This is a genomic window from Xanthomonas sp. fls2-241-TYG-148, from assembly GCF_030208815.1.
GTDB lineage: Bacteria > Pseudomonadota > Gammaproteobacteria > Xanthomonadales > Xanthomonadaceae > Xanthomonas > Xanthomonas campestris.
The window spans coordinates 141,584-159,758 of the sequence record NZ_JARVTE010000004.1 but is presented as its reverse complement, the minus strand read 5'-3'; the positions used below and the strand labels follow the sequence as shown (position 1 = coordinate 159,758).

The following is an 18,175-nucleotide window of genomic DNA, read 5'->3' as shown; positions in this document are numbered from 1 at the left end:
GCAGTGACGCTTGAAGAAGAAGCAGACCGCGCGACCGTGCATGTCGCAGGAAAGATTGTTCAAACGGTCTGGCGCCACCGATCCAGCGAACTCGTTATCCAGTTTACCGATGGAAGCCGGATCTTCGCTGATGTCAAAGAAGATGCGCTTGAGCTTTCGATTACTGGTTGCAGCAACGACTAACAGATCGCCTCTGATCGGATCGTTGCTCCAACAACTCTGCAAATTGAACGCGATGTTCGAATCGCATGCAGGCCTCGACAGAGAACAGCTGCGTGATCGGTTGATGCTTTATTAAGAGCGGCTAACAAAACGTAGCGAGCAGTTGTCAGGCGGCTGCGCAGTCGTTTTGATAGCTGCTCTAAGTCGTTACGCGCAGATTCTGCAGTGCTCACAAATAGCAATGCACGCACCGCTTAGCGCACCCAACCGGCAATCACCAACAGCGCCAGCATCACCATCCACAGCAGCAACACGCGCCAGACCAGGCTCATTGCATCGCGCACTTCGGGCAGGCGGCGCCAGACCGGCACCAGGCCCGAATCAGTGTAGTCGTGCGCTTCCTCGCGCAGCTCGGCACTGACGCTGGCACGCGCCACAGCACCGAGAAAATGCGGCTCCAGCGACCAGCGATTGCCATGCGCTTCGCGCCAGGCGCGGAACACCGTGTCGAAGTTACCCACCAGCGCCATCGACACCGTCATCAACTGCGCCACCGGCCATTCCAGCGCGGCCAGCAACCAGCGCGCGCCGGCCAGGTTGCGGGGCGGCAACAAGACCGACACGGGGCTTTCCACTGCCAACGCAGTGAGCCGGTACAGCACCGCGCCGAACGGCCCCAGCAGCAGGAACCACCACAACACCGCAAACCAGCGGCGCAGGCCGTTTACCACCACTGCTTCCACCAGCGATGGCGCATCTTCGTGCACGCTGCCGCCGGCCGCCTGCAGGTGCGAAATGGCCTCGCGCCGCAGCGCCGGCTCATCGGCGTCGATCACCGCTTCCACATCGCGGTCCAGATCGCGCGGGCCCCAGGTCCAGGCCAGCACGGCCACGCCGAACAGCAAGGCCAGAAATCCGTGCCACACATCGTCCAGCAGCCACCGCAGCAGGAGCACCACTGCCAGGGCTGGCAGCAAGGCCAGCAGCACGCCGTAGCGGCCCTGCCACGCACCGCGCCCGGCTGCGTAGCTGTCCAGCCGGCGCAGCCACTGCGCAAACCACTCGAAACGGCGCAGCCGCACCACCTGGGCAGGCAGCACATGCCCCAGCGCGAGCGCAACGATGACGGCAACCAGGGTGGTAAACATGGGCGGGCCTCCTCAGCCGAGTCTAGCTGAGCGGGCGCAACCGGCGTGCGTGAGCCGCGCGCCGGTGCTGCGCACGTAATGCCGCGGTGCACCGCAATCGCGGGCGTTCAGCAACTCGCAGGCGTGGTGGGCGCGCTCAGCCATGCGTGCGGTACCAGTGCTCGATCAACGCACGCGCGATCGAGATAGCCGGCGGCAGGCCAATACCGGTGTCGCCCGATTCGCCGGCCAATGCAGCGCCGATCTCCGCGTGCGAAACCCAGCGCGCGTCTTCCAGCTCGCCAGTGACCTGCGGCAGTTCGGTGGGTGCGGCCGTTGCCGCAAAGCCCAGCATCAAGGCACCGGGAAACGGCCACGGTTGCGCGCCCAGATACTGGCAGCCCTGGACCTGCACCCGGGTCTCTTCGAACACTTCGCGCGCCACGGTCTGCTCCAGCGATTCGCCCGGCTCCACGAAGCCGGCAATCACCGAATAGCGCCGCGGCGCCCAGCTGGCTTGCCGCCCGAGCAACAGGCGCTGCCCGTCACTAACCGCAACGATGATCGCCGGGTCCACACGGGGGTAGTGTTCGGTCTGGCATTGCGTGCAATGCGCAATGAAGCCGGCACGGCGGAACGCGATCGCCCCACCGCACACGCCGCAAAAGCGGGTGCGCGATTGCCAGTGCAGCATCGCCCGCCCATAGGAAAACGCAGTGGACAGCTCGGCCGGCCAATCGGCGGCGGCCTGGCGCAGGTCCACGCGGTGCGGCAGCTCCGTGGTCACCTGCTCGGCCGCCAGGGCGAACCAGCCCACCCCATCGCGCAGGCCCAGGAAGATCGCCGCGCCCGGCGCATCGGCCAGGGCGGCGCCGTCGCTGAGCAACGGCTGGCCCTGGGCATCGGCAGCGGCCGTGCCCTTGGCATCGATCAACAACACGCGGCCCGTGGGCCATAGACGCGCAATCGCGTCGGGATCGTCACGCAACACGTCGCCGCGATCGAGCGGCGCATGCGTGAAGGCAAAAGCAGACAACGAAAAAAGAGGCTCTGACATCGGCGCAAGCCTGCCGACAATCGGCAACGCCCGCAACCATCGCACCGACCCAGACCCGGCTAGCGCCGGGATGCGTTCAGACGCTGAAGCTGCTGCCGCAGCCGCAGGTGGTCTTGGCGTTGGGATTGCGGATCACGAACTGCGCACCGGTCAGGCTTTCGGTGTAGTCCACCTCGGCGCCCATCAGGTACTGCAGGCTCAAAGGATCCACCAGCAGGGTGACGCCGTCGGTGGCCACGGCCAGGTCGTCCTCGGCGCGGTTCTCATCGAATTCGAAGCCGTACTGGAAGCCGGAACACCCGCCACCCTGGATATACACACGCAACGCCAGCTCGGCGTTGCCCTCCTCCTGGATCAGCTCGCGCACCTTGGCGGCAGCGGCATTGGAGAAGTTCAGCGGCCGGTCGATGGACTGGTAGTCCGGCGCCGGGGCGGCAGTGGGAAGCGAAACGAGCGTACTCATGGCGTCAGCATGAGGGCCAGGAGCCCCCACTTCAAGCCGGGGCGCCCGGATCCGGCGCCCGGGGCCGCTGGCGCTGCGCTCAGGCGTCGGCCGCTTCGGCCTGCAGGGCCTTGACCGGCTCGGCGGCGCGGCTGGGTTCCGGGGCCGGCAAGGCAGCAGTGGCACCGGCGGCAGCGGCATGGATCAGCCGCCCGGTCAGCTGCGCACCGGCGCTCATTTCCACCACCTGGTAGTGCACATTGCCCTGCACGCGCGCATTGGCGGCCAGTTCTACCCGCTCGGCGGCATGCACGTCGCCGGTCAGCTGGCCGTTGATGATCACCACCGGTGCGCGCACTTCGCCTTCGATGCAGCCCTGCTCGGCCACGGTCAGGATGGCACTGGCGCCGTCCTCGGCAATCACCTTGCCCAGGATGCGGCCTTCCACATACAGGCCACCGCTGAAGGTCAGGTCGCCGCGGATGACCACCTGCGGTCCGATCAAGGTATCGACCACGGTCTGCGCGCCACGGTTGGACTTGTTTCCGAACATGAGCTACTCCCCCGCGCCGTTGCCGGCGACTTTCCAATCGAATGTCTGATTGACCGGCGCCCCATCGCCGCTCAGGGAGATTTTGACACGTTGCGGGGTGAAATCCTTCGGCAGGATCACGCTGCCGTCCAATTGCTGGAAATAGCGGAACGAATACGGCTGGCCGACCGCATCAGGCTTCTGGTGCAGCTCGTTCCAGCTCACCGTAACCAATTTGCCGGCGCGCACGCCTTCCACCGCAAAGCGCAGCTGTCCCTGGCTGATCGCGCCGCGGTTGAGGTTCTGGGTGAGCACCACGCTGTAATTCCAGGTGCCGCCGGCTTCGGCGGTGAACTGCACCGAGTGTGCATTGAGCCCCTTGCGCTGCGCGGTGGAGCCCACCAGCCGCTCGTAGAAGGCTACGTCGGCGCGCAGCGCGGCAATCTGCTCGTCGCGCTCGGCCAGCGAGGCCTGCACCTCGGTGTTGGCAGCGCGACTGATCTTGTCGGACATCGCCAGATTCACCTGCCGCTGCTGCAGTTGCTCGATCTGGCGGCGCTGCTCGGCCTGCGCGCGCTGGGCCTGCCGCAGGCCGGCCTCGGCCTCGACCAGGCGCGGCGCGGCGGTGCGGGTGGCCATCCACCAGACCCCACCCAGCGAGGCCAGCCACACGATCACCAGCACCGCCCACAGCCAGTGCCGGCCGGAGCGGGGGCCGCCGGCATCGCGTGGGACGATTTGAACGCGCGCGGTAGGTCTCATGGGCGTGGGCTCCGGACGGGCCGGTCTGTGATCGGCGGCGTAGTGTGCCAGAGCATCGCCGGCCCTCACGCTGGCGCCCGGCCGGCCGTTATCCGATAGTTCCGCATCCTTTGCGTGGAGCAACGCCATGAGCGAGGCCCATCTGTTTGTCATCGGCATCCTGCTGGCCTGGCTGGCGGGCATCCGCGTCTATCTCACCGTGTTCGGGGTCGGGCTGGCCGGCCTGCTCGGCTGGATCGAACTGCCACCGGCCCTGGTGCCGGCGCAATCGTGGTGGGTGCTCGGCACTTCCGGCGCCCTGGCGGTGGCGGAGTTCTTCGCCGACAAGATCCCCGGCGTGGATTCGGGCTGGGATCTGCTGCAGACCTTGGCGCGGGTGCCGGCCGGCGCCTTCCTCGCCGCAGCCACGCTATCGCCAGACGGCGATCTGGCCACCGGCGCATTGGCGGCCGGCGCAGGCGTGGCACTGACCAGCCACACCCTCAAGGCCGGCACGCGGGCCTTGCTCAACACCTCGCCCGAGCCGGCCAGCAACTGGATCGCCTCGCTGGCCGAAGACACCCTCACCGCCGCCGCGCTCGCGCTGGCAGTGGCGCACCCGTGGCTGGCGTTGAGCGTGGCGGTGGGCAGCAGCCTGCTGGCCGCGCTGGTGGTGGTCTGGGTGTGGCGCCTGCTATGGCGTGGCGTGCACCGATTGGTGGCGCCGCTACGCGCCGCCTCGACATCGGCTGTACGCCGCTCCCCGCTATCGTGAAGTTCATCGCATAATCATCGCGACTGCAGGGAGTATCGATGGCCGCCCGAGATCCGGTTCCTTCCACCCGTGACGACACCGCGACACGTAACCGCGCGCTGCGCGCTGAAACCCCGCCGGCCGACTATTGGCGCCGCTGGGCCGACGATGCCGCGTCCGCCGACAACGCCGAGCCGGTGAGCGCCACGATCATTCCCGCACCCGCGCTTGCCGCAGTGCCTAACGTCAAGCCACCGGTCCAGCAAACCGCTGCCGGCCTGCCGCGCAGCGCAGCATCCAGCGCACCTGCGCCGGTCGCTGCCGCGCAGCCAGCTGGCGGCAATGGTGCCGACAATGTCGCTGCCGACGCGCCCTACCGCGTGCTGATCGTCGAGGACGACCGCTCGCAGGCCTTGTTCGCCCAGAGCGTGCTGCACGGCGCCGGCATGCATGCGCAGGTCGAAATGACCGCTGCCAGCGTGCCGCAGGCGATCCAGGACTATCACCCGGACCTGATCCTGATGGATCTGCACATGCCCGAGCTCGATGGCATCCGGTTGACCACGTTGATCCGCCAGCAACCCGGCCAGCAGCTGTTGCCGATCGTCTTCCTCACCGGCGACCCGGATCCGGAGCGCCAGTTCGAAGTGCTCGACAGCGGCGCGGACGATTTCCTGACCAAGCCGATCCGTCCCCGCCACCTGATCGCCGCGGTGTCCAACCGCATCCGGCGCGCGCGCCAGCAGGCGCTGCAGCAGGCCGGCGAACAGGTCAGCGTGCGCAGCAATCCGGAAACCGGGCTACCCACGCGCGGCCACGTCATGGAACTGCTCGCCGATGCACTGGCACGCAAGCAGACCGGCGGCCTGTTCTTCATCGAAATCGCCAGCGCGCTCGGTTTGCGCGAGCGTTATGGCTACGCCGCCTACGAGCGCCTGATGACCCAGGCCGGCCATCGCCTGGCCAGCGTCGCGCAGCCGTATCCGCTGGCGCGCCTCAACGACAACAGCTTCCTGCTGCTGGGCGTGGAGATGGACGAAGCCGGCCTGGAAGCCTACGCGCTGGAGATCCGCCAACGCCTGTCTGCGCATGCATTCCCGGTGCGCGAGGAAGAATCCGTGCATGTGCGCTGCGCTATCGGGGCCGCGCCGCTGGGCCTGGGCTTCGACGACACCGGCAGCGCGCTGGAAGCGGTCGAGCGCACCGCACTGCAGGCACGCCTGCGCAGCGACGGTGTGCAGACCTATCTGGCGCCCAGCCAGGCCGAGCAACAGGAACAACTGCGCCTGGTCGAAGGCCAGCTCGAACTGGCCTACCAGCCGATCGTGGCCGTGGCCGGTGGCGATACCGCGCAATACCAGGTGCTGCTGCGGCTGCGCCAGGCCGATGGCACCTTGCTGTCGGCCGGTCAGGTCATCCCTGCCGCCGAAGCAGCCGGGCGTATCGCCGATCTCGACCAGCAGGTCATGGATCACGCGCTCGGCCTGCTGCATTTGTACCAGCACGCCAGCCCGCCGCTGCGGCTGTTCGTCTCGCAATCGCCGCGCACGCTGGCGCGCGACGCCTTCGCCGACTGGTTGCTCAAGGCCATCACCGAGCGTGGCGTGGCCGGGCAGTCGCTGATCGTGGACCTGCGCCTGGACGATGCGCTGATCCACGCCGTCACCGTGCAGCAGTTCTGTGCCCGCCTGATGCCGGCCGGCGTGCAGTTCTGCCTGAGCCAGTTCGAACCCGGCGATGAAGCCAACGCACTGCTCAGCCAGTTGCCGCTGAGCTTCGTGCGCATGGCCAACCGCTTCGCCGATGCACACGGCAACGCGGCCGTGCGCGACGAGTTGCGCGGGGTGATCGACATCGCGCACCAGCGCGGCCTGCTGATCATCGGCCAGCGCATCGAGGATCCGCAGGCTGCCGCCGCCATGTGGATGAGCGGCGTGGACTTCATCCAGGGCAACCTGGTGCAGACGGTCGGCAAGGAACTGGACTTCGACTTCACGAACGCGGTGCTCTGAGTGGCGGCGCGGGCAGGAGGCCTTCGCGGCTGGAGCACGCTGGTCACCCTGGCCGCACTGGTTGCAGCATCCGCTGCAGCGTTGCAATGGCTTGGCGTCGCAGGGCCATGGGGGAGCGTCATCGCCGCTGCCAGCGTGCTCGCGCTGGTTTGCGGCATCTGTACCGCTGTTGCTGCTTATCGCGCCAGCCGCGCGCTGGGCGCACTTACCCGCCAGCTCGACGACACCAACACCGCGCAAGCGCGCATGCAGCAGGAGTTGCAGCGCCACGGCGAACTGGAACAGGAACTGCTGCGCGCCAAGCAGGCCGCCGAAGCCGCCTCGCTGGCCAAGGGCGAATTTCTGGCCACCATGAGCCATGAGATCCGCACCCCGCTCAACGGCATCATCCCGATGCTGGAGCTGATCTCGCGTGGCCAGCTCAGCCTGGATCAGCGCGACATGCTGCAGACCGCCACCGGCAGTTCGCTGCAGCTGCTGCGCATCGTCGACGACATCCTCGATTACTCCAAGCTCGAAGCGAACAAGCTCGAACTGGAAATCACCACCTTCAACCTGCGCGAGCTGCTCGACGGTGTCGCCCAGCTGATGCAGCGCACCGCCGAAGGCAAGCAACTGCGCCTGGGCCTGGACATCGAACCGTCGGTGCGCCTGCTGGTGCGCGGCGACCCGATCCGGCTACGCCAGGTGCTGGGCAACCTGATCGGCAACGCCATCAAGTTCACCGAACGCGGCAGCGTGGACATCCAGCTGCGGCGCCTGGGCGAAACCCGCGCCCAGCACCTGCTGCGCTTCCAGGTCCGCGACACCGGCATCGGCATCGCAGCGGACCAGCAGGCGCGCCTGTTTCGCTCCTTCGCCCAGGCCGACGCCTCCACCACCCGCCTGTATGGGGGCACCGGGCTGGGCCTGGCCATCTGCAAACGCATCATCGACCTGATGGGCGGCCGCATCGGCGTGGAATCGGAGCCCGGTCGCGGCGCCACGTTCTGGTTCGAGATCCCGCTGCTCAAGGTCATCGGCGACCTGCAACAGACCACCGGCGCCGACGCCGCACGCGTGATGGTGATCAGTTCCGACGCACGCCTGTCGCAGCGGCTCAAGCGCCTGCTCGACAGCTGGGGCATCTCGCACGTGCTGATGGAAACCACCCAGGAAGCGCTGGAGCGCGTGCGCCGCCACACCGACGACGAAGGCTTCCGCTGCGTCATCGCCGACCACGAGACGCTGCGCTACAGCGCGCGCGCCGTGCATCGCGCCCTGGCACGGCCGGAAGACCTTAGCGGCTCACGGCTGATCTGGCTCTACGGCGACGAGCCGGTGCCCGACGAACTGCAGGCCAACGCCACCCTGGTGCCGCGCCAGAGCCCGGACGAAACCCTGCGCGCGCTGGTGCTGCCACCCGAGCCCAAGCCGCCCGTGGCGCCCACGCTGGCGTCCGCGATGATCCCCGAGCCACTGCCGTCGCCAGTGGCGCACGCGCGCGACGTGCGCATCCTGTTGGTCGAAGACAACCCGGTCAACCTGCTGGTCGCGCAAAAACTGCTGGGCGTGCTCGGCTTCGAGGCCGACACCGCCACCGATGGCGAAGCCGCGCTGAGCAGCATGGAATCCACCCGCTACGACATGGTTTTCATGGATTGCCAGATGCCGGTGCTGGACGGCTATGCCGCCACCCGCCGCTGGCGCGCCATGGAAACCGAAAGCGGTGGCCGCCCGATCCCGATCGTGGCGATGACCGCCAACGCCATGGCCGGCGACCGCGAACGCTGCCTGGCCGCGGGCATGGACGACTATCTCTCCAAGCCGGTCGCCCGCGAACAGCTCGATGCCTGCCTGCAGCGCTGGCTGCCGCGCCAGGCCCTGCTGCCAGGCCCAAGCACCGGAGCCCCCAGCGCGGATGCCGAGAGCGCTGCCAGCGCCGCACAAGCGCGCGCGCTGCCGATCCTGGAAAGCGGCGTCATCGACGAGTTGTACGAAGTAGCAGGCGCGGACACCATCCGCATCCTGCAGCTGTTCCTGGAAGACGCCCCCGGCATCATCGAAGGGCTGGAAGCGGCCGCCAGCAATCGCGACAGCATGCAGCTGCGCGATCTGGCCCACACCCTGAAGTCCTCCAGCGCCAACGTCGGCGCCCAGGCGCTGGCCAACGCCGCCCGCCGCATCGAACTGGCCGCACGCACCGGCACCATCGAACGCCCGTCGGTCATGGTCGCCCTGGTCATCGCCGAATACGCCCGCGCCCGCCTGGCGCTGCTAGGCCAAGTCACACGTTTGCAAGCCGCCAGTCGCGCTGCGGGCTGATTGCTGGTTGGTTGGCTGCGTGGCGCAGCTCTCTCTCAAGATCGCAGCGTCGTAGTTGTTCAATCGAGCGTCGTAATTCTCAACGGGCGTCAACCGCGTCTTGGCCTTTGCCAGTCCTGGGCAAGCGCGCTTGAGCGCGCAAGTCAGCAACAGGTTGATAACGATGCGCCCCTGCATTGGTCATCATCGCGCCCACGGTACCGACGTTGAGAAGCCGCAACAGCAGGCGGGCACGGGCAGACGCCACGCGCGCGCAAGCGACTCACCACAGCAGCCGCAGGAGCTGCGGCTGCCCTCAGCGCGTTCAGTCGTCCAGCTTGGTCAGCAGATAATTCGGTTCGCCGATACGCGCCACCAGATCCAGCTGGGTCTCCAGCCAATCGATGTGCTCTTCTTCGGACTCCAGGATGTCCACAAAAAGCTGGCGGCTCACGTAGTCCTTGACGGTCTCCGCATAGGCCACCGCTTCGCGCAGCACCACGACCGCCTCGCGCTCAAGCGCCAGATCGCAGCGGAACATCTCGGTCGGGTTCTCGCCGATGCGCAGCTTGCCCAGCGCCTGGAAATTGGGAAGCCCCTCGAGGAACAAGATGCGGTCCGACAGCTTGTCGGCGTGCTTCATCTCGTCGATGGATTCCTTGTACTCATGCTCGGCCAGTTCTTTCAGGCCCCAGTTCTTCAGCATCTTGGCGTGCAGAAAATACTGGTTGATCGCAGTGAGTTCGTTGTAGAGCACCTTGTTGAGGTACTCGATGACTTTGGTATCGCCCTTCATGCGATGTCTCCGAGACAGTGAGCCGGCCGCACTCTAACGCGTTGCCGCGGCGCATGAAGGAACGCGAATCGTGATCAGTTGCGGAACGCGCCGCTGGCGCGTCACTCGCTGGGCCTGCTGTCGCTGCAGCCACCAATGGCATTACCAAGCTCGATGGCCGCAGAGGATTAGACGCTGCTTGCCTCCAAGCGTGGCGCCTCAGCACCTACGCCAACAACCAGACTCAGGCAGCGCTGGCGAATCCCAACATCGGCAAGGGCAATGCGCGGCTGGCATGCGCCTGGCTCAGCAAATCGCCCGCCATTTCCAGGCAGGAACCGCAGTTGGAGCCACAGCCGGTGCGCATGGTCAGCTCGGCCAGACTGGCGCAGCCGTTCTCGGCCGCTTCGCGGATCTGGTGGTCGGTGACCCCATTACAGATGCAGACGTACACGGTATCGGTCGGGTGCTGGCGGTCCGGAGGAGACCGGGACTGATTGCACCGCAAACGAGAATAGGTGTCAATTCCAAACGTTAATCATTATTAATCCGCACAGGCAGAGCCCCGCCGCGCTTACGTGGGCGCTTGCGCGGCCGGTCGTGGCCGGCCGCGCTGCTGCCCGGCAACCAGGCTTCCAGCGCACGCTGCGGCATCACGCCCACCGCCGCAGGCCCGGCCACGGTCTGGGCGAGTGGCGCGAGATGACGTAATGCACGCGCATACACGCCGCGCTTGAACATCACCACGTGCTCCACCGGATACCAGAAATCCACCCAGCGCCAGTGATCGAACTCCGGGCTGTCGGTATGGTCGAGCTTGAGGTGCGATTCCTGGCCGGTGAACTGCAGCAGGAACCAGACCTGCTTCTGGCCGATGCACACCTGGCGTTCGTTGCGACGCACCGCCCGGCTGGGTAGGCGATAGCGTAGCCAACCAGGGGTAGCACCGAGCAATTCCACATGCTCGGGCAACAACCCGGTTTCTTCGCGCAACTCGCGGTACATGGCTTCCACCGGAGTCTCATCGGTATTCATGCCGCCTTGCGGGAACTGCCAGCCATCCCTGCGCACACGTCGCGCCCAGAACACCTGACCATCCTCACGCATCAGCACAATGCCGACGTTTGGCCGGAAACCGTCCGGATCGATCACGATGCGGACTCCTGAAAATCTACTGTCACCGACTCTGCCACGGCGACGCCCGGCTCACAAGCTGAAAACGAAATGCTTGACAACATCTCCGCCCATCGTAAAATAGGCGGTTCCCTAGGCTATGTAGCTCAGCCGGTTAGAGCACAGCACTCATAATGCTGGGGTCGGTGGTTCGAGTCCACCCATAGCCACCAAGGTGTTCAGGCCATCACAGGCATGCGATACTCTTGGACCAACACGTTTTATATTGCCCCGTCGCCAAGCGGTAAGGCACCTGACTCTGACTCAGGCATTCGGTGGTTCGAATCCATCCGGGGCAGCCAAACACGAGAGGTCCGATCTAACGATCGGGCCTTTTTTGTTGCGCGCCATCTCGCCGCTGCACGTAAACGACAGCATGCTGGCGTAGAGCGACACCTGCTCTCACCGAGATCGCCTCGCGCAGCAGACTTGCGTTGCAAGTGCTTGCACGCGCGAAGGCACTTCAGAGGAAGCACTTTGTAGGAGCGCGCTCGCGCGCGATGAAGCTTTCCCAGTAACACCCCATCGCGCTCAAGCGCGCTCCTACCGAAGCAAGCGGGCACGGCTGCCACAACACAAGCAATCAGAAAACCCGCAGCACACGGCTGGAGCACCAGGCTCGTGCGCGACGATCGCGCTGCAACGGCTCCACCACGTTACAGCTGCTACTCGCGGAAGTGCGGGCCAAGCAAGCTAGCGCGCGACGAAGCTTTCCAGGTAACGCCCATCGCGAACATCGCGCCCACGTGCGCCCCACAGCGGCGACCTCGTCAAGATTTCCACAACACCGGCAACCAGAAAAAAAGGCATCCCAGAACGGCACGCTTCGCCACATCCGATTTGTGACTCGCCCGCATCAGTCTCAAAACGGCGCCGATGCCGCTACTCCCAGTCGAACAGAAGGCGAGCCTCATACACGCCCAAATGCGCATGACGGAGGCAACCAACGCCCGATCGTTCGACCAAACCAGCACCACACCGCATGACACGACGGCCGCCAATAATCAGACCAAAAAATGACGTGCCCAAAACGACAAAAGCCCCGGCATTGCCGGGGCTTTTGAAGCATCCCGGCGAACCGGGACGCAGCAAACGCGATGGATCAGCGCTTGGAGAACTGGGTCGCGCGACGCGCCTTGTGCAGACCGACCTTTTTACGTTCGACTTCACGGGCGTCACGGGTCATGAAGCCAGCCTTGCGCAGCTCGGACTTCAGGGTTTCGTCGTACTCGACCAGTGCACGGGCGATGCCCAGACGGATCGCACCGGCCTGGCCGGTGGTGCCGCCGCCGGATGCGGTGACCAGGATGTCGAAGCTCTCGGTGTTCTTGGTGAGTTCCAGCGGCTGACGCACGATCATGCGCGCAGTCTCACGGCCAAAGAACTCGTCCAGCGGACGGTTGTTGACGGTGATGTTGCCGGTACCCTTGCGCAGGAACACGCGAGCGGTGGAGGACTTGCGGCGGCCAGTGCCGTAGTTTTGCGTGATAGCCATGATTAGATATCCAGAACTTGCGGCTGCTGAGCGGCGTGCGGATGCTCGGCACCCGAATAGACCTTGAGCTTGCGGTACATGGTGCGGCCCAGCGGGCCCTTCGGCAGCATGCCCTTGACGGCGATTTCGATCACGCGCTCCGGGTGGCGCTGCAGCGCCTGCTCCAGGCTCTCGGTCTTCAAGTTACCGATGTAGCCGGTGAAGCGGTGATACTTCTTGTCTTTCAGCTTGTTACCCGTGACCACGATCTTCTCGGCGTTGATTACCACGAGGTAATCGCCGGTATCGACGTGAGGGGTGTAAACAGGCTTGTGCTTACCGCGCAGGCGGCGAGCCAATTCGGTGGACAGACGGCCGAGCGTCTTGCCGGCGGCGTCAACGAGATACCAGTCGCGCTGGACGGTCTCGGACTTGGCGGTGAACGTAGTCATGAGAAAACTCTTGAGTGTGGTCGGGCGGATTGCAGCGGCAATGACCGCTGGAACTTTGCCACGCGTTGTGAAGGCGAAACAGAAGAGGCGGGATTGTACGGGACGCCCCTCCCCGGCGCAAGTCGAGGCCTCACATGGCCGGCAGTGGTTGGCAGCACGTCGACCGGGGGCGAGAATCCCTACATGACCCAGATCCCCCCTTCCCGACTGCACAGCCCGCTCGACCGCCTGCTGGTCGAAGCCCAGCGCGCGCTGGACACGGTGTTCGGCAATCCGCCGGCCGAGCGCCCCAATCCCGCTGGCGACACTCCCGATGCCGCCCTGGCACCCGCGCAACGCCAGCACGCCGCCGGACTGATGCGGATCAACCACGTCGGAGAGGTCTGCGCGCAAGGCCTGTATTTTGGCCAGGCCGCGGTGGCGCGCGATGACCACACCCGCCAGCACCTCCTCACCGCCGCGCAGGAAGAGACCGACCACCTGGCCTGGTGCGCGGACCGGCTACGCGAGCTGGAGAGCCGCCCCAGCCTGTTCAACCCGCTCTGGTACGCCGGCAGCTATGCACTCGGCGCTGTCGCCGGGCTGCGTGGCGACGACTGGAGCCTGGGCTTTGTGGTGGAAACCGAACGGCAGGTGGAGGCGCATCTGGACGAACACCTGGAGACCCTGCCCGAGACCGACCAGCGCAGCCGCGCGATCCTGCGCGTGATGAAGATCGACGAAGCACGCCACGCCGATCACGCCGAGCAGGCCGGCGCACGCATTCTGCCGCCACCGATCCCCAGCGCGATGGCCCTGGCCTCCAAACTGATGAAGACCATCGCCTACCGTTTCTAGGGGATTGGGGATTGGCGGCTGGCGGCTGGCGGCTGGCGGCTGGCGGCTGGGGGCTGGCGGCTGGCGGCTGGCGGCTGGCGGCTGGCGGTCAGAATCTTGCACGCGTCCCCACGCAGATTGCACGGTGAGACGCGCGCCATGCCGTGTCCGCCAACGGCGATTTCGGCATGAGTGTCTGACGACGACTCCGACGCCTGACCCAATCGCGCCGCATGCCTCGGCGCACGCCGCTGCAGCAGAGTCCCCTTTTGTTGAGGCGCGCCAAAGGCGCGGGGATAGGCTGCGACGGAGTGGGGCCCAAGTTTTGCAGAGCAAACCTCGGAAGGCAGGCCTGCGAAGCAGGACTGACTACAACTACGACACCAGCTTCAAACCGATCACGCCGGCCACGATCAAGCCGATGCAGGCCAGCCGCGACCACGAGGCGCTGTCGCCAAACAGCGCGATCCCGGCGATGGTCACGCCCAGCGCGCCGATGCCGGTCCAGATGGCGTAGCCGGTGCCCACCGGGATGGTCTTCAGCGCCTGGGTCAGGAACCACAGACTCACGCCGGCCAGGCCGATCGTCAGCACGCTCGGCCACAGGCGGCTGAAGCCGTCGCTGTATTTGAGTCCCAGGGCAAAGCCGATTTCGAACAGGCCGGCCAACACCAGATAGATCCAGGGCATCACATCACTCCTCACAGAAAAAACGGACAAAAAAAAAGCGACCCGGTGTCTGCACACCGGGCCGCCGTCGGCTATGGAACGCGAGGTCATCGCGTGGCGGGCCGTCCCGCCGTGTCATGTGGTTGCGCAGCTGCAAGCAGCGGCGCAACGGTCGAAGCTACGCTTATTCGCTCAGATTGCGGCCGTGGAACAGTTCTTCGATCTCGCGCTTGAGCAGTGCTTCGATCTTCATGCGCTCCTTGAACGAGAGGTTCTTCGCGCGCTCTTCGAACAGGTACTGATCCAGGTCGAAATCTTTCAGATGCATCTTCGTGTGGAAGATATTTTCCTGGTAGACGTTGACGTCGAACATCTCGTAGCGCGACTTCACGTTCTTGGCGAGGAAGTGCTGGATCGAGTTGATCTTGTGGTCGATGTAGTGCTTCTTGCCCTTCACATCGCGGGTAAAGCCACGGACGCGGTAGTCCATGATCACGATGTCGGACTCAAGACTCTCGATCAGGTAGTTCAACGCCTTCAGCGGCGAAATCACGCCGCACGTGGCGACATCGATATCGGCGCGGAAGGTGGCGATGCCTTCCTGGGGATGCGTCTCGGGGTATGTATGGACAGTGATATGGCTCTTGTCCATATGCGCAACCACGGCGTCGGAGATGAGCTCCTTGCCGGCCTGCTTCTTGTCGATCACCGGCTCTTCCGAGATCAGGATCGTCACCGACGCACCTTGTGGATCGTAATCCTGACGCGCGATATTGAGGATGTTGGCGCCGATGATTTCGGCCACATCCGTCAGGATCTGGGTCAGACGGTCCGCATCGTACTGCTCGTCGATGTACTCGATGTAGCGCTGACGCTCCTCTTCGGTACGTGCATAGCAGACGTCGTAGATGTTGAAGCTCAACGCCTTGGTGAGGTTATTGAACCCCTGCAGCCTCAGACGAGGCAACGGCTTGACCACGGCGGTCGGTCCTTTGGGAAGACGGGAAAGGGGGCAATTATGGGCCAAAGCTCTCATCAACGAAATGCCGGCGTTGAGAATGGTTTACCTTGCATGACTCATGCCGTTAAGCTTCAGGAATTACACGCGGAACTACCATGAGCCTAGGGAACACGACGGTTGTGACTACGACGGTACGTAACGCTACCCCCTCACTGACGCTGGACGCGGGCACCATTGAGCGATTCCTGGCGCACAGCCACCGCAGGCGCTATCCGACCCGGACCGATGTGTTCCGGCCGGGAGACCCCGCTGGCACCCTCTACTACGTGATCAGCGGCTCGGTGAGCATCATTGCCGAGGAAGATGACGATCGTGAGTTGGTGCTGGGCTACTTCGGTAGCGGCGAGTTCGTTGGTGAGATGGGGTTGTTCATCGAATCCGATACGCGCGAAGTGATCCTGCGCACCCGCACGCAATGCGAGTTGGCTGAAATCAGCTACGAGCGCCTGCAGCAGCTGTTTCAGACGAGTTTGTCGCCGGATGCGCCGCGAATCCTGTACGCCATTGGCGTTCAGCTTTCAAAACGCCTGCTCGATACCACAAGGAAAGCCAGCCGCCTGGCGTTCCTGGATGTGACCGATCGCATCGTGCGCACGCTGCACGATCTGTCGAAGGAGCCGGAGGCGATGAGCCATCCGCAGGGCACGCAGTTGCGCGTCTCGCGGCAGGAACTCGCGCGCTTGGTCGGCTGCTCGCGCGAAATGGCCGGACGCGTCCTGAAGAAGTTGCAGGCCGATGGCCTGTTGCACGCACGCGGCAAGACCGTCGTGTTGTACGGCACGCGCTAAGCGCATGGTGGCGATCGGTGCGCTGGCGCACCGATCGCTTCGCAATACCGGTGGCGCCGGCGCAAAACCGGCCAAACGCTGCGCCAGAGCGCTGCATATCGCCTTAGCGAGCCCATCCGTAGCGCGACCCAGTCCACAGATCGCAACATTGCTTTGCAGGACCTGTGGGTGATGTACGGCAGCTACTGCGCATCGACTGCGTCACAGTTGTTGCGTTATCCGTTTGCAGGGGTTCGCCCGTGATCCATGTTCTCGCGGACGAGATCACCGAAGGCCGCAGCGACGCTTTCTATAGTGATCACCAAGCGCGTACGGGCTGCCGGTGATCGGCGCGGTTAGAGCGCCTTGCCACCGCGATCGCGACAGCCCCAGTTGAGAATCGGGGTGCCTGCGGGCAGTACCTGGCGGAACAGGCTCTCGCGATTGGCCTTGGGGTTGACCACGACCGGTGCGCGCGCGGCCTTGAGCAGCGGCAGATCCGCGGTGCTGTCCGAATAGGCAATAGCGATATCGGCATAGCCGCGTTCGCGCAGCATGCGCATCTTTTCTTCGTTGTGGCAGTGCCGGCGTGCGGTCACTGCACCCAGGCGCGGCCCCACCAAGGTGCCGATCACCGGCACATCCTGATGCGCAACGAAGCCCAGGATTGCGCGTGCCAACTCCGGCGGCGCACCAGTCGCCACCACTACCCGGTCGCCTGCAGCGCGGTGTTCGGTGAAGACCTTCAATGCATGCGGCAGCAGCCGCTGCCGGATCTGCGCTTCATGTTTGAGCACGTAGGCGTCAATGAAGCGATTGAACTCGCGTGCACGGTGCAGGCCGAAGGTGGCGATCCAGACATAGCCGGACACGCCGCGCCGACGCGTGGGCAGCATCGCCACCATGGGCCCCAGGATCGGCGAGGCCAACAGCGCCACCAGCAGGCGCAACGGGTTGCGGCGGATCAGCCAGGCAAACAGATGGCTGCCGGAATCGCCGTCGTACAGGGTGTGATCGAAGTCGAAGACCACCAGCGGTGCGTCCTCGCGCGGGGCGGGATACGACTCAGTCATGCGCGAAGAATAGCTGACGCAGTGCTTCGCCGGGTTCGGGCGCGCGCATGAAGGTCTCGCCGACCAGAAACGCGTTCACGCCGTTGCTGCGCATCAACTGCACGTCGGATGCGGTGACGATGCCGCTTTCGGTGACCAGGACACGATCACGCGGCACAGCTGCGCGCATGTCCAGGGTGGTCTGCAGCGACACCTCGAAGGTGCGCAGATTGCGGTTGTTGATGCCCACCAGGGGCACCGGCACCTGCACCGCACGCTCGAGCTCGTCGATGTCGTGCACTTCCACCAGCACATCCAGGCCCAACTGCATCGCCAGACCGGACAGGTCGGCCAGTTGCTGGTCCTCCAGCGCCGAGACAATCAGCAGGATGCAGTCGGCGCCCAGCACGCGCGCCTCGTAGACCTGGTACGGATCGACGGTGAAATCCTTGCGCAGCACCGGCAAGGTGCAGGCCTCGCGTGCCTGCTGCAGATACGCATCGGAGCCCTGGAAGAAATCCACATCGGTCAGCACCGACAGGCAGCTGGCACCACCGAACTCGTAGCTGACCGCGATGTCGGCCGGGTGGAAGTCAGGCCGGATCACGCCCTTGGACGGGCTAGCCTTCTTCACTTCGGCAATCACGGCTGGCTCGCCGGCGGCAATGCTGGCCTTCATGGCGGCGGCAAATCCGCGGGTGAGCGGCAGGTCTGCGCTACGCGCGACCAGCTCGGCCAGCGGCACGCGTGCACTGCGCTCGGCGATTTCGTCGGCCTTGCGGGCAAGGATGGTGTTGAGAATATCGCTCATCGTGTCGGGTCCTGGCGGGCGGGCATTATCGGTCAAGATCATGGCGGCGACCTGA

At 65.1% G+C, this 18,175-nt stretch carries 20 protein-coding genes and 2 tRNA genes; 8 read left to right on the top strand and 14 right to left on the bottom strand.

What is annotated here, in order from left to right; all coding sequences use genetic code 11:
• The first annotated feature begins 3 nt into the window (after positions 1-3).
• The gene (locus QRM60_RS08675) at positions 4-183 is read left to right on the top strand and encodes a hypothetical protein (RefSeq protein ID WP_076053453.1); all 180 of its coding nucleotides are present in this window, start codon (positions 4-6) and stop codon (positions 181-183) included.
• Positions 184-416: 233 nt separating this feature from the next.
• Here QRM60_RS08675 and QRM60_RS08670 read toward each other — a convergent pair whose 3' ends face one another.
• The 5 genes from QRM60_RS08670 to QRM60_RS08650 form a co-directional block, all read right to left on the bottom strand.
• Positions 417-1,310 carry a hypothetical protein gene (locus QRM60_RS08670; RefSeq protein ID WP_285445982.1) on the bottom strand — a complete coding sequence of 298 codons (894 nt, stop codon included), beginning with the start codon at positions 1,308-1,310 and terminating at the stop codon, positions 417-419.
• A 136-nt stretch (positions 1,311-1,446) separates the two neighbouring features.
• Positions 1,447-2,346 carry an NAD(+) diphosphatase gene (gene nudC / locus QRM60_RS08665; RefSeq protein WP_076053449.1) on the bottom strand — a complete coding sequence of 300 codons (900 nt, stop codon included), beginning with the start codon at positions 2,344-2,346 and terminating at the stop codon, positions 1,447-1,449.
• A gap of 76 nt (positions 2,347-2,422) precedes the next feature.
• Complete coding sequence (gene erpA / locus QRM60_RS08660; protein ID WP_011035737.1) at positions 2,423-2,809, bottom strand: iron-sulfur cluster insertion protein ErpA; 387 nt, start codon at positions 2,807-2,809, stop codon at positions 2,423-2,425.
• Between the two features lie 79 nt (positions 2,810-2,888).
• The gene (locus tag QRM60_RS08655; protein ID WP_011035736.1) at positions 2,889-3,341 is read right to left on the bottom strand and encodes a polymer-forming cytoskeletal protein; all 453 of its coding nucleotides are present in this window, start codon (positions 3,339-3,341) and stop codon (positions 2,889-2,891) included.
• 3 nt (positions 3,342-3,344) lie between these two features.
• Positions 3,345-4,082 carry a DUF6776 family protein gene (locus tag QRM60_RS08650; protein ID WP_285445981.1) on the bottom strand — a complete coding sequence of 246 codons (738 nt, stop codon included), beginning with the start codon at positions 4,080-4,082 and terminating at the stop codon, positions 3,345-3,347.
• Between the two features lie 127 nt (positions 4,083-4,209).
• On the opposite strand from QRM60_RS08650, the gene QRM60_RS08645 reads away from it, so the two are divergent.
• Genes QRM60_RS08645 through QRM60_RS08635 form a run of 3 tightly spaced genes read left to right on the top strand, consistent with a single transcriptional unit; the run spans position 4,210 to position 9,131 of the window.
• The gene (locus QRM60_RS08645) at positions 4,210-4,836 is read left to right on the top strand and encodes a DUF4126 domain-containing protein (protein ID WP_011035734.1); all 627 of its coding nucleotides are present in this window, start codon (positions 4,210-4,212) and stop codon (positions 4,834-4,836) included.
• Positions 4,837-4,874: 38 nt separating this feature from the next.
• Positions 4,875-6,827 carry an EAL domain-containing response regulator gene (locus QRM60_RS08640; protein ID WP_285445980.1) on the top strand — a complete coding sequence of 651 codons (1,953 nt, stop codon included), beginning with the start codon at positions 4,875-4,877 and terminating at the stop codon, positions 6,825-6,827.
• Positions 6,828-6,866: 39 nt separating this feature from the next.
• Positions 6,867-9,131 (top strand): ATP-binding protein, encoded by a 2,265-nt coding sequence (locus tag QRM60_RS08635; RefSeq protein WP_285446033.1) that lies wholly within the window; start codon positions 6,867-6,869, stop codon positions 9,129-9,131.
• 304 nt (positions 9,132-9,435) lie between these two features.
• On the opposite strand, the gene bfr is transcribed toward QRM60_RS08635, so the two are convergent.
• The 3 genes from bfr to QRM60_RS08620 form a co-directional block, all read right to left on the bottom strand.
• Positions 9,436-9,906: a bacterioferritin gene (bfr, locus tag QRM60_RS08630; RefSeq protein WP_011035731.1), complete on the bottom strand. Its 471-nt coding sequence runs from the start codon at positions 9,904-9,906 to the stop codon at positions 9,436-9,438.
• A gap of 223 nt (positions 9,907-10,129) precedes the next feature.
• Complete coding sequence (locus tag QRM60_RS08625; RefSeq protein ID WP_011035730.1) at positions 10,130-10,339, bottom strand: (2Fe-2S)-binding protein; 210 nt, start codon at positions 10,337-10,339, stop codon at positions 10,130-10,132.
• Between the two features lie 80 nt (positions 10,340-10,419).
• Positions 10,420-11,037 (bottom strand): RNA pyrophosphohydrolase, encoded by a 618-nt coding sequence (locus tag QRM60_RS08620; protein ID WP_076053443.1) that lies wholly within the window; start codon positions 11,035-11,037, stop codon positions 10,420-10,422.
• 117 nt (positions 11,038-11,154) lie between these two features.
• On the opposite strand from QRM60_RS08620, the gene QRM60_RS08615 reads away from it, so the two are divergent.
• Positions 11,155-11,231: transfer RNA gene (locus QRM60_RS08615), tRNA-Met, on the top strand.
• Positions 11,232-11,285: 54 nt separating this feature from the next.
• Positions 11,286-11,360, top strand: a tRNA-Gln gene (locus QRM60_RS08610).
• 800 nt (positions 11,361-12,160) lie between these two features.
• Here the strand turns inward: QRM60_RS08610 and rpsI are convergent.
• A complete protein-coding gene (rpsI, locus tag QRM60_RS08605; RefSeq protein ID WP_011035728.1) occupies positions 12,161-12,553 on the bottom strand; it encodes a 30S ribosomal protein S9 in 393 nt (130 codons plus the stop codon).
• Between the two features lie 2 nt (positions 12,554-12,555).
• Positions 12,556-12,984, bottom strand: a complete 429-nt coding sequence (gene rplM, locus QRM60_RS08600; RefSeq protein WP_003483082.1) for a 50S ribosomal protein L13 — start codon at positions 12,982-12,984, stop codon at positions 12,556-12,558.
• Positions 12,985-13,167: 183 nt separating this feature from the next.
• Here rplM and coq7 point away from each other — a divergent pair, with 183 nt between their 5' ends.
• Positions 13,168-13,821, top strand: coding sequence for a 2-polyprenyl-3-methyl-6-methoxy-1,4-benzoquinone monooxygenase (coq7, locus tag QRM60_RS08595; protein WP_011035727.1), 654 nt, complete (start codon positions 13,168-13,170; stop codon positions 13,819-13,821).
• A 354-nt stretch (positions 13,822-14,175) separates the two neighbouring features.
• Here coq7 and QRM60_RS08590 read toward each other — a convergent pair whose 3' ends face one another.
• Positions 14,176-14,490, bottom strand: a complete 315-nt coding sequence (locus QRM60_RS08590; RefSeq protein WP_011035726.1) for a multidrug efflux SMR transporter — start codon at positions 14,488-14,490, stop codon at positions 14,176-14,178.
• Positions 14,491-14,653: 163 nt separating this feature from the next.
• Positions 14,654-15,448 (bottom strand): adenosylmethionine decarboxylase, encoded by a 795-nt coding sequence (gene speD / locus QRM60_RS08585; protein ID WP_042597304.1) that lies wholly within the window; start codon positions 15,446-15,448, stop codon positions 14,654-14,656.
• Positions 15,449-15,585: 137 nt separating this feature from the next.
• Between speD and crp the strand changes: the two genes are divergently transcribed.
• A complete protein-coding gene (gene crp / locus QRM60_RS08580; protein ID WP_011035725.1) occupies positions 15,586-16,278 on the top strand; it encodes a cAMP-activated global transcriptional regulator CRP in 693 nt (230 codons plus the stop codon).
• Between the two features lie 335 nt (positions 16,279-16,613).
• On the opposite strand, the gene QRM60_RS08575 is transcribed toward crp, so the two are convergent.
• Both QRM60_RS08575 and trpC read right to left on the bottom strand, forming a co-directional pair.
• Entirely contained in the window at positions 16,614-17,330 is a 717-nt protein-coding gene (locus tag QRM60_RS08575; protein WP_040940498.1) for a haloacid dehalogenase-like hydrolase, read from the bottom strand.
• The gene (gene trpC / locus QRM60_RS08570) at positions 17,323-18,120 is read right to left on the bottom strand and encodes an indole-3-glycerol phosphate synthase TrpC (RefSeq protein WP_116923196.1); all 798 of its coding nucleotides are present in this window, start codon (positions 18,118-18,120) and stop codon (positions 17,323-17,325) included. Before trpC ends, QRM60_RS08575 begins: the two co-directional genes overlap by 8 nt.
• Positions 18,121-18,175 lie beyond the last annotated feature (55 nt).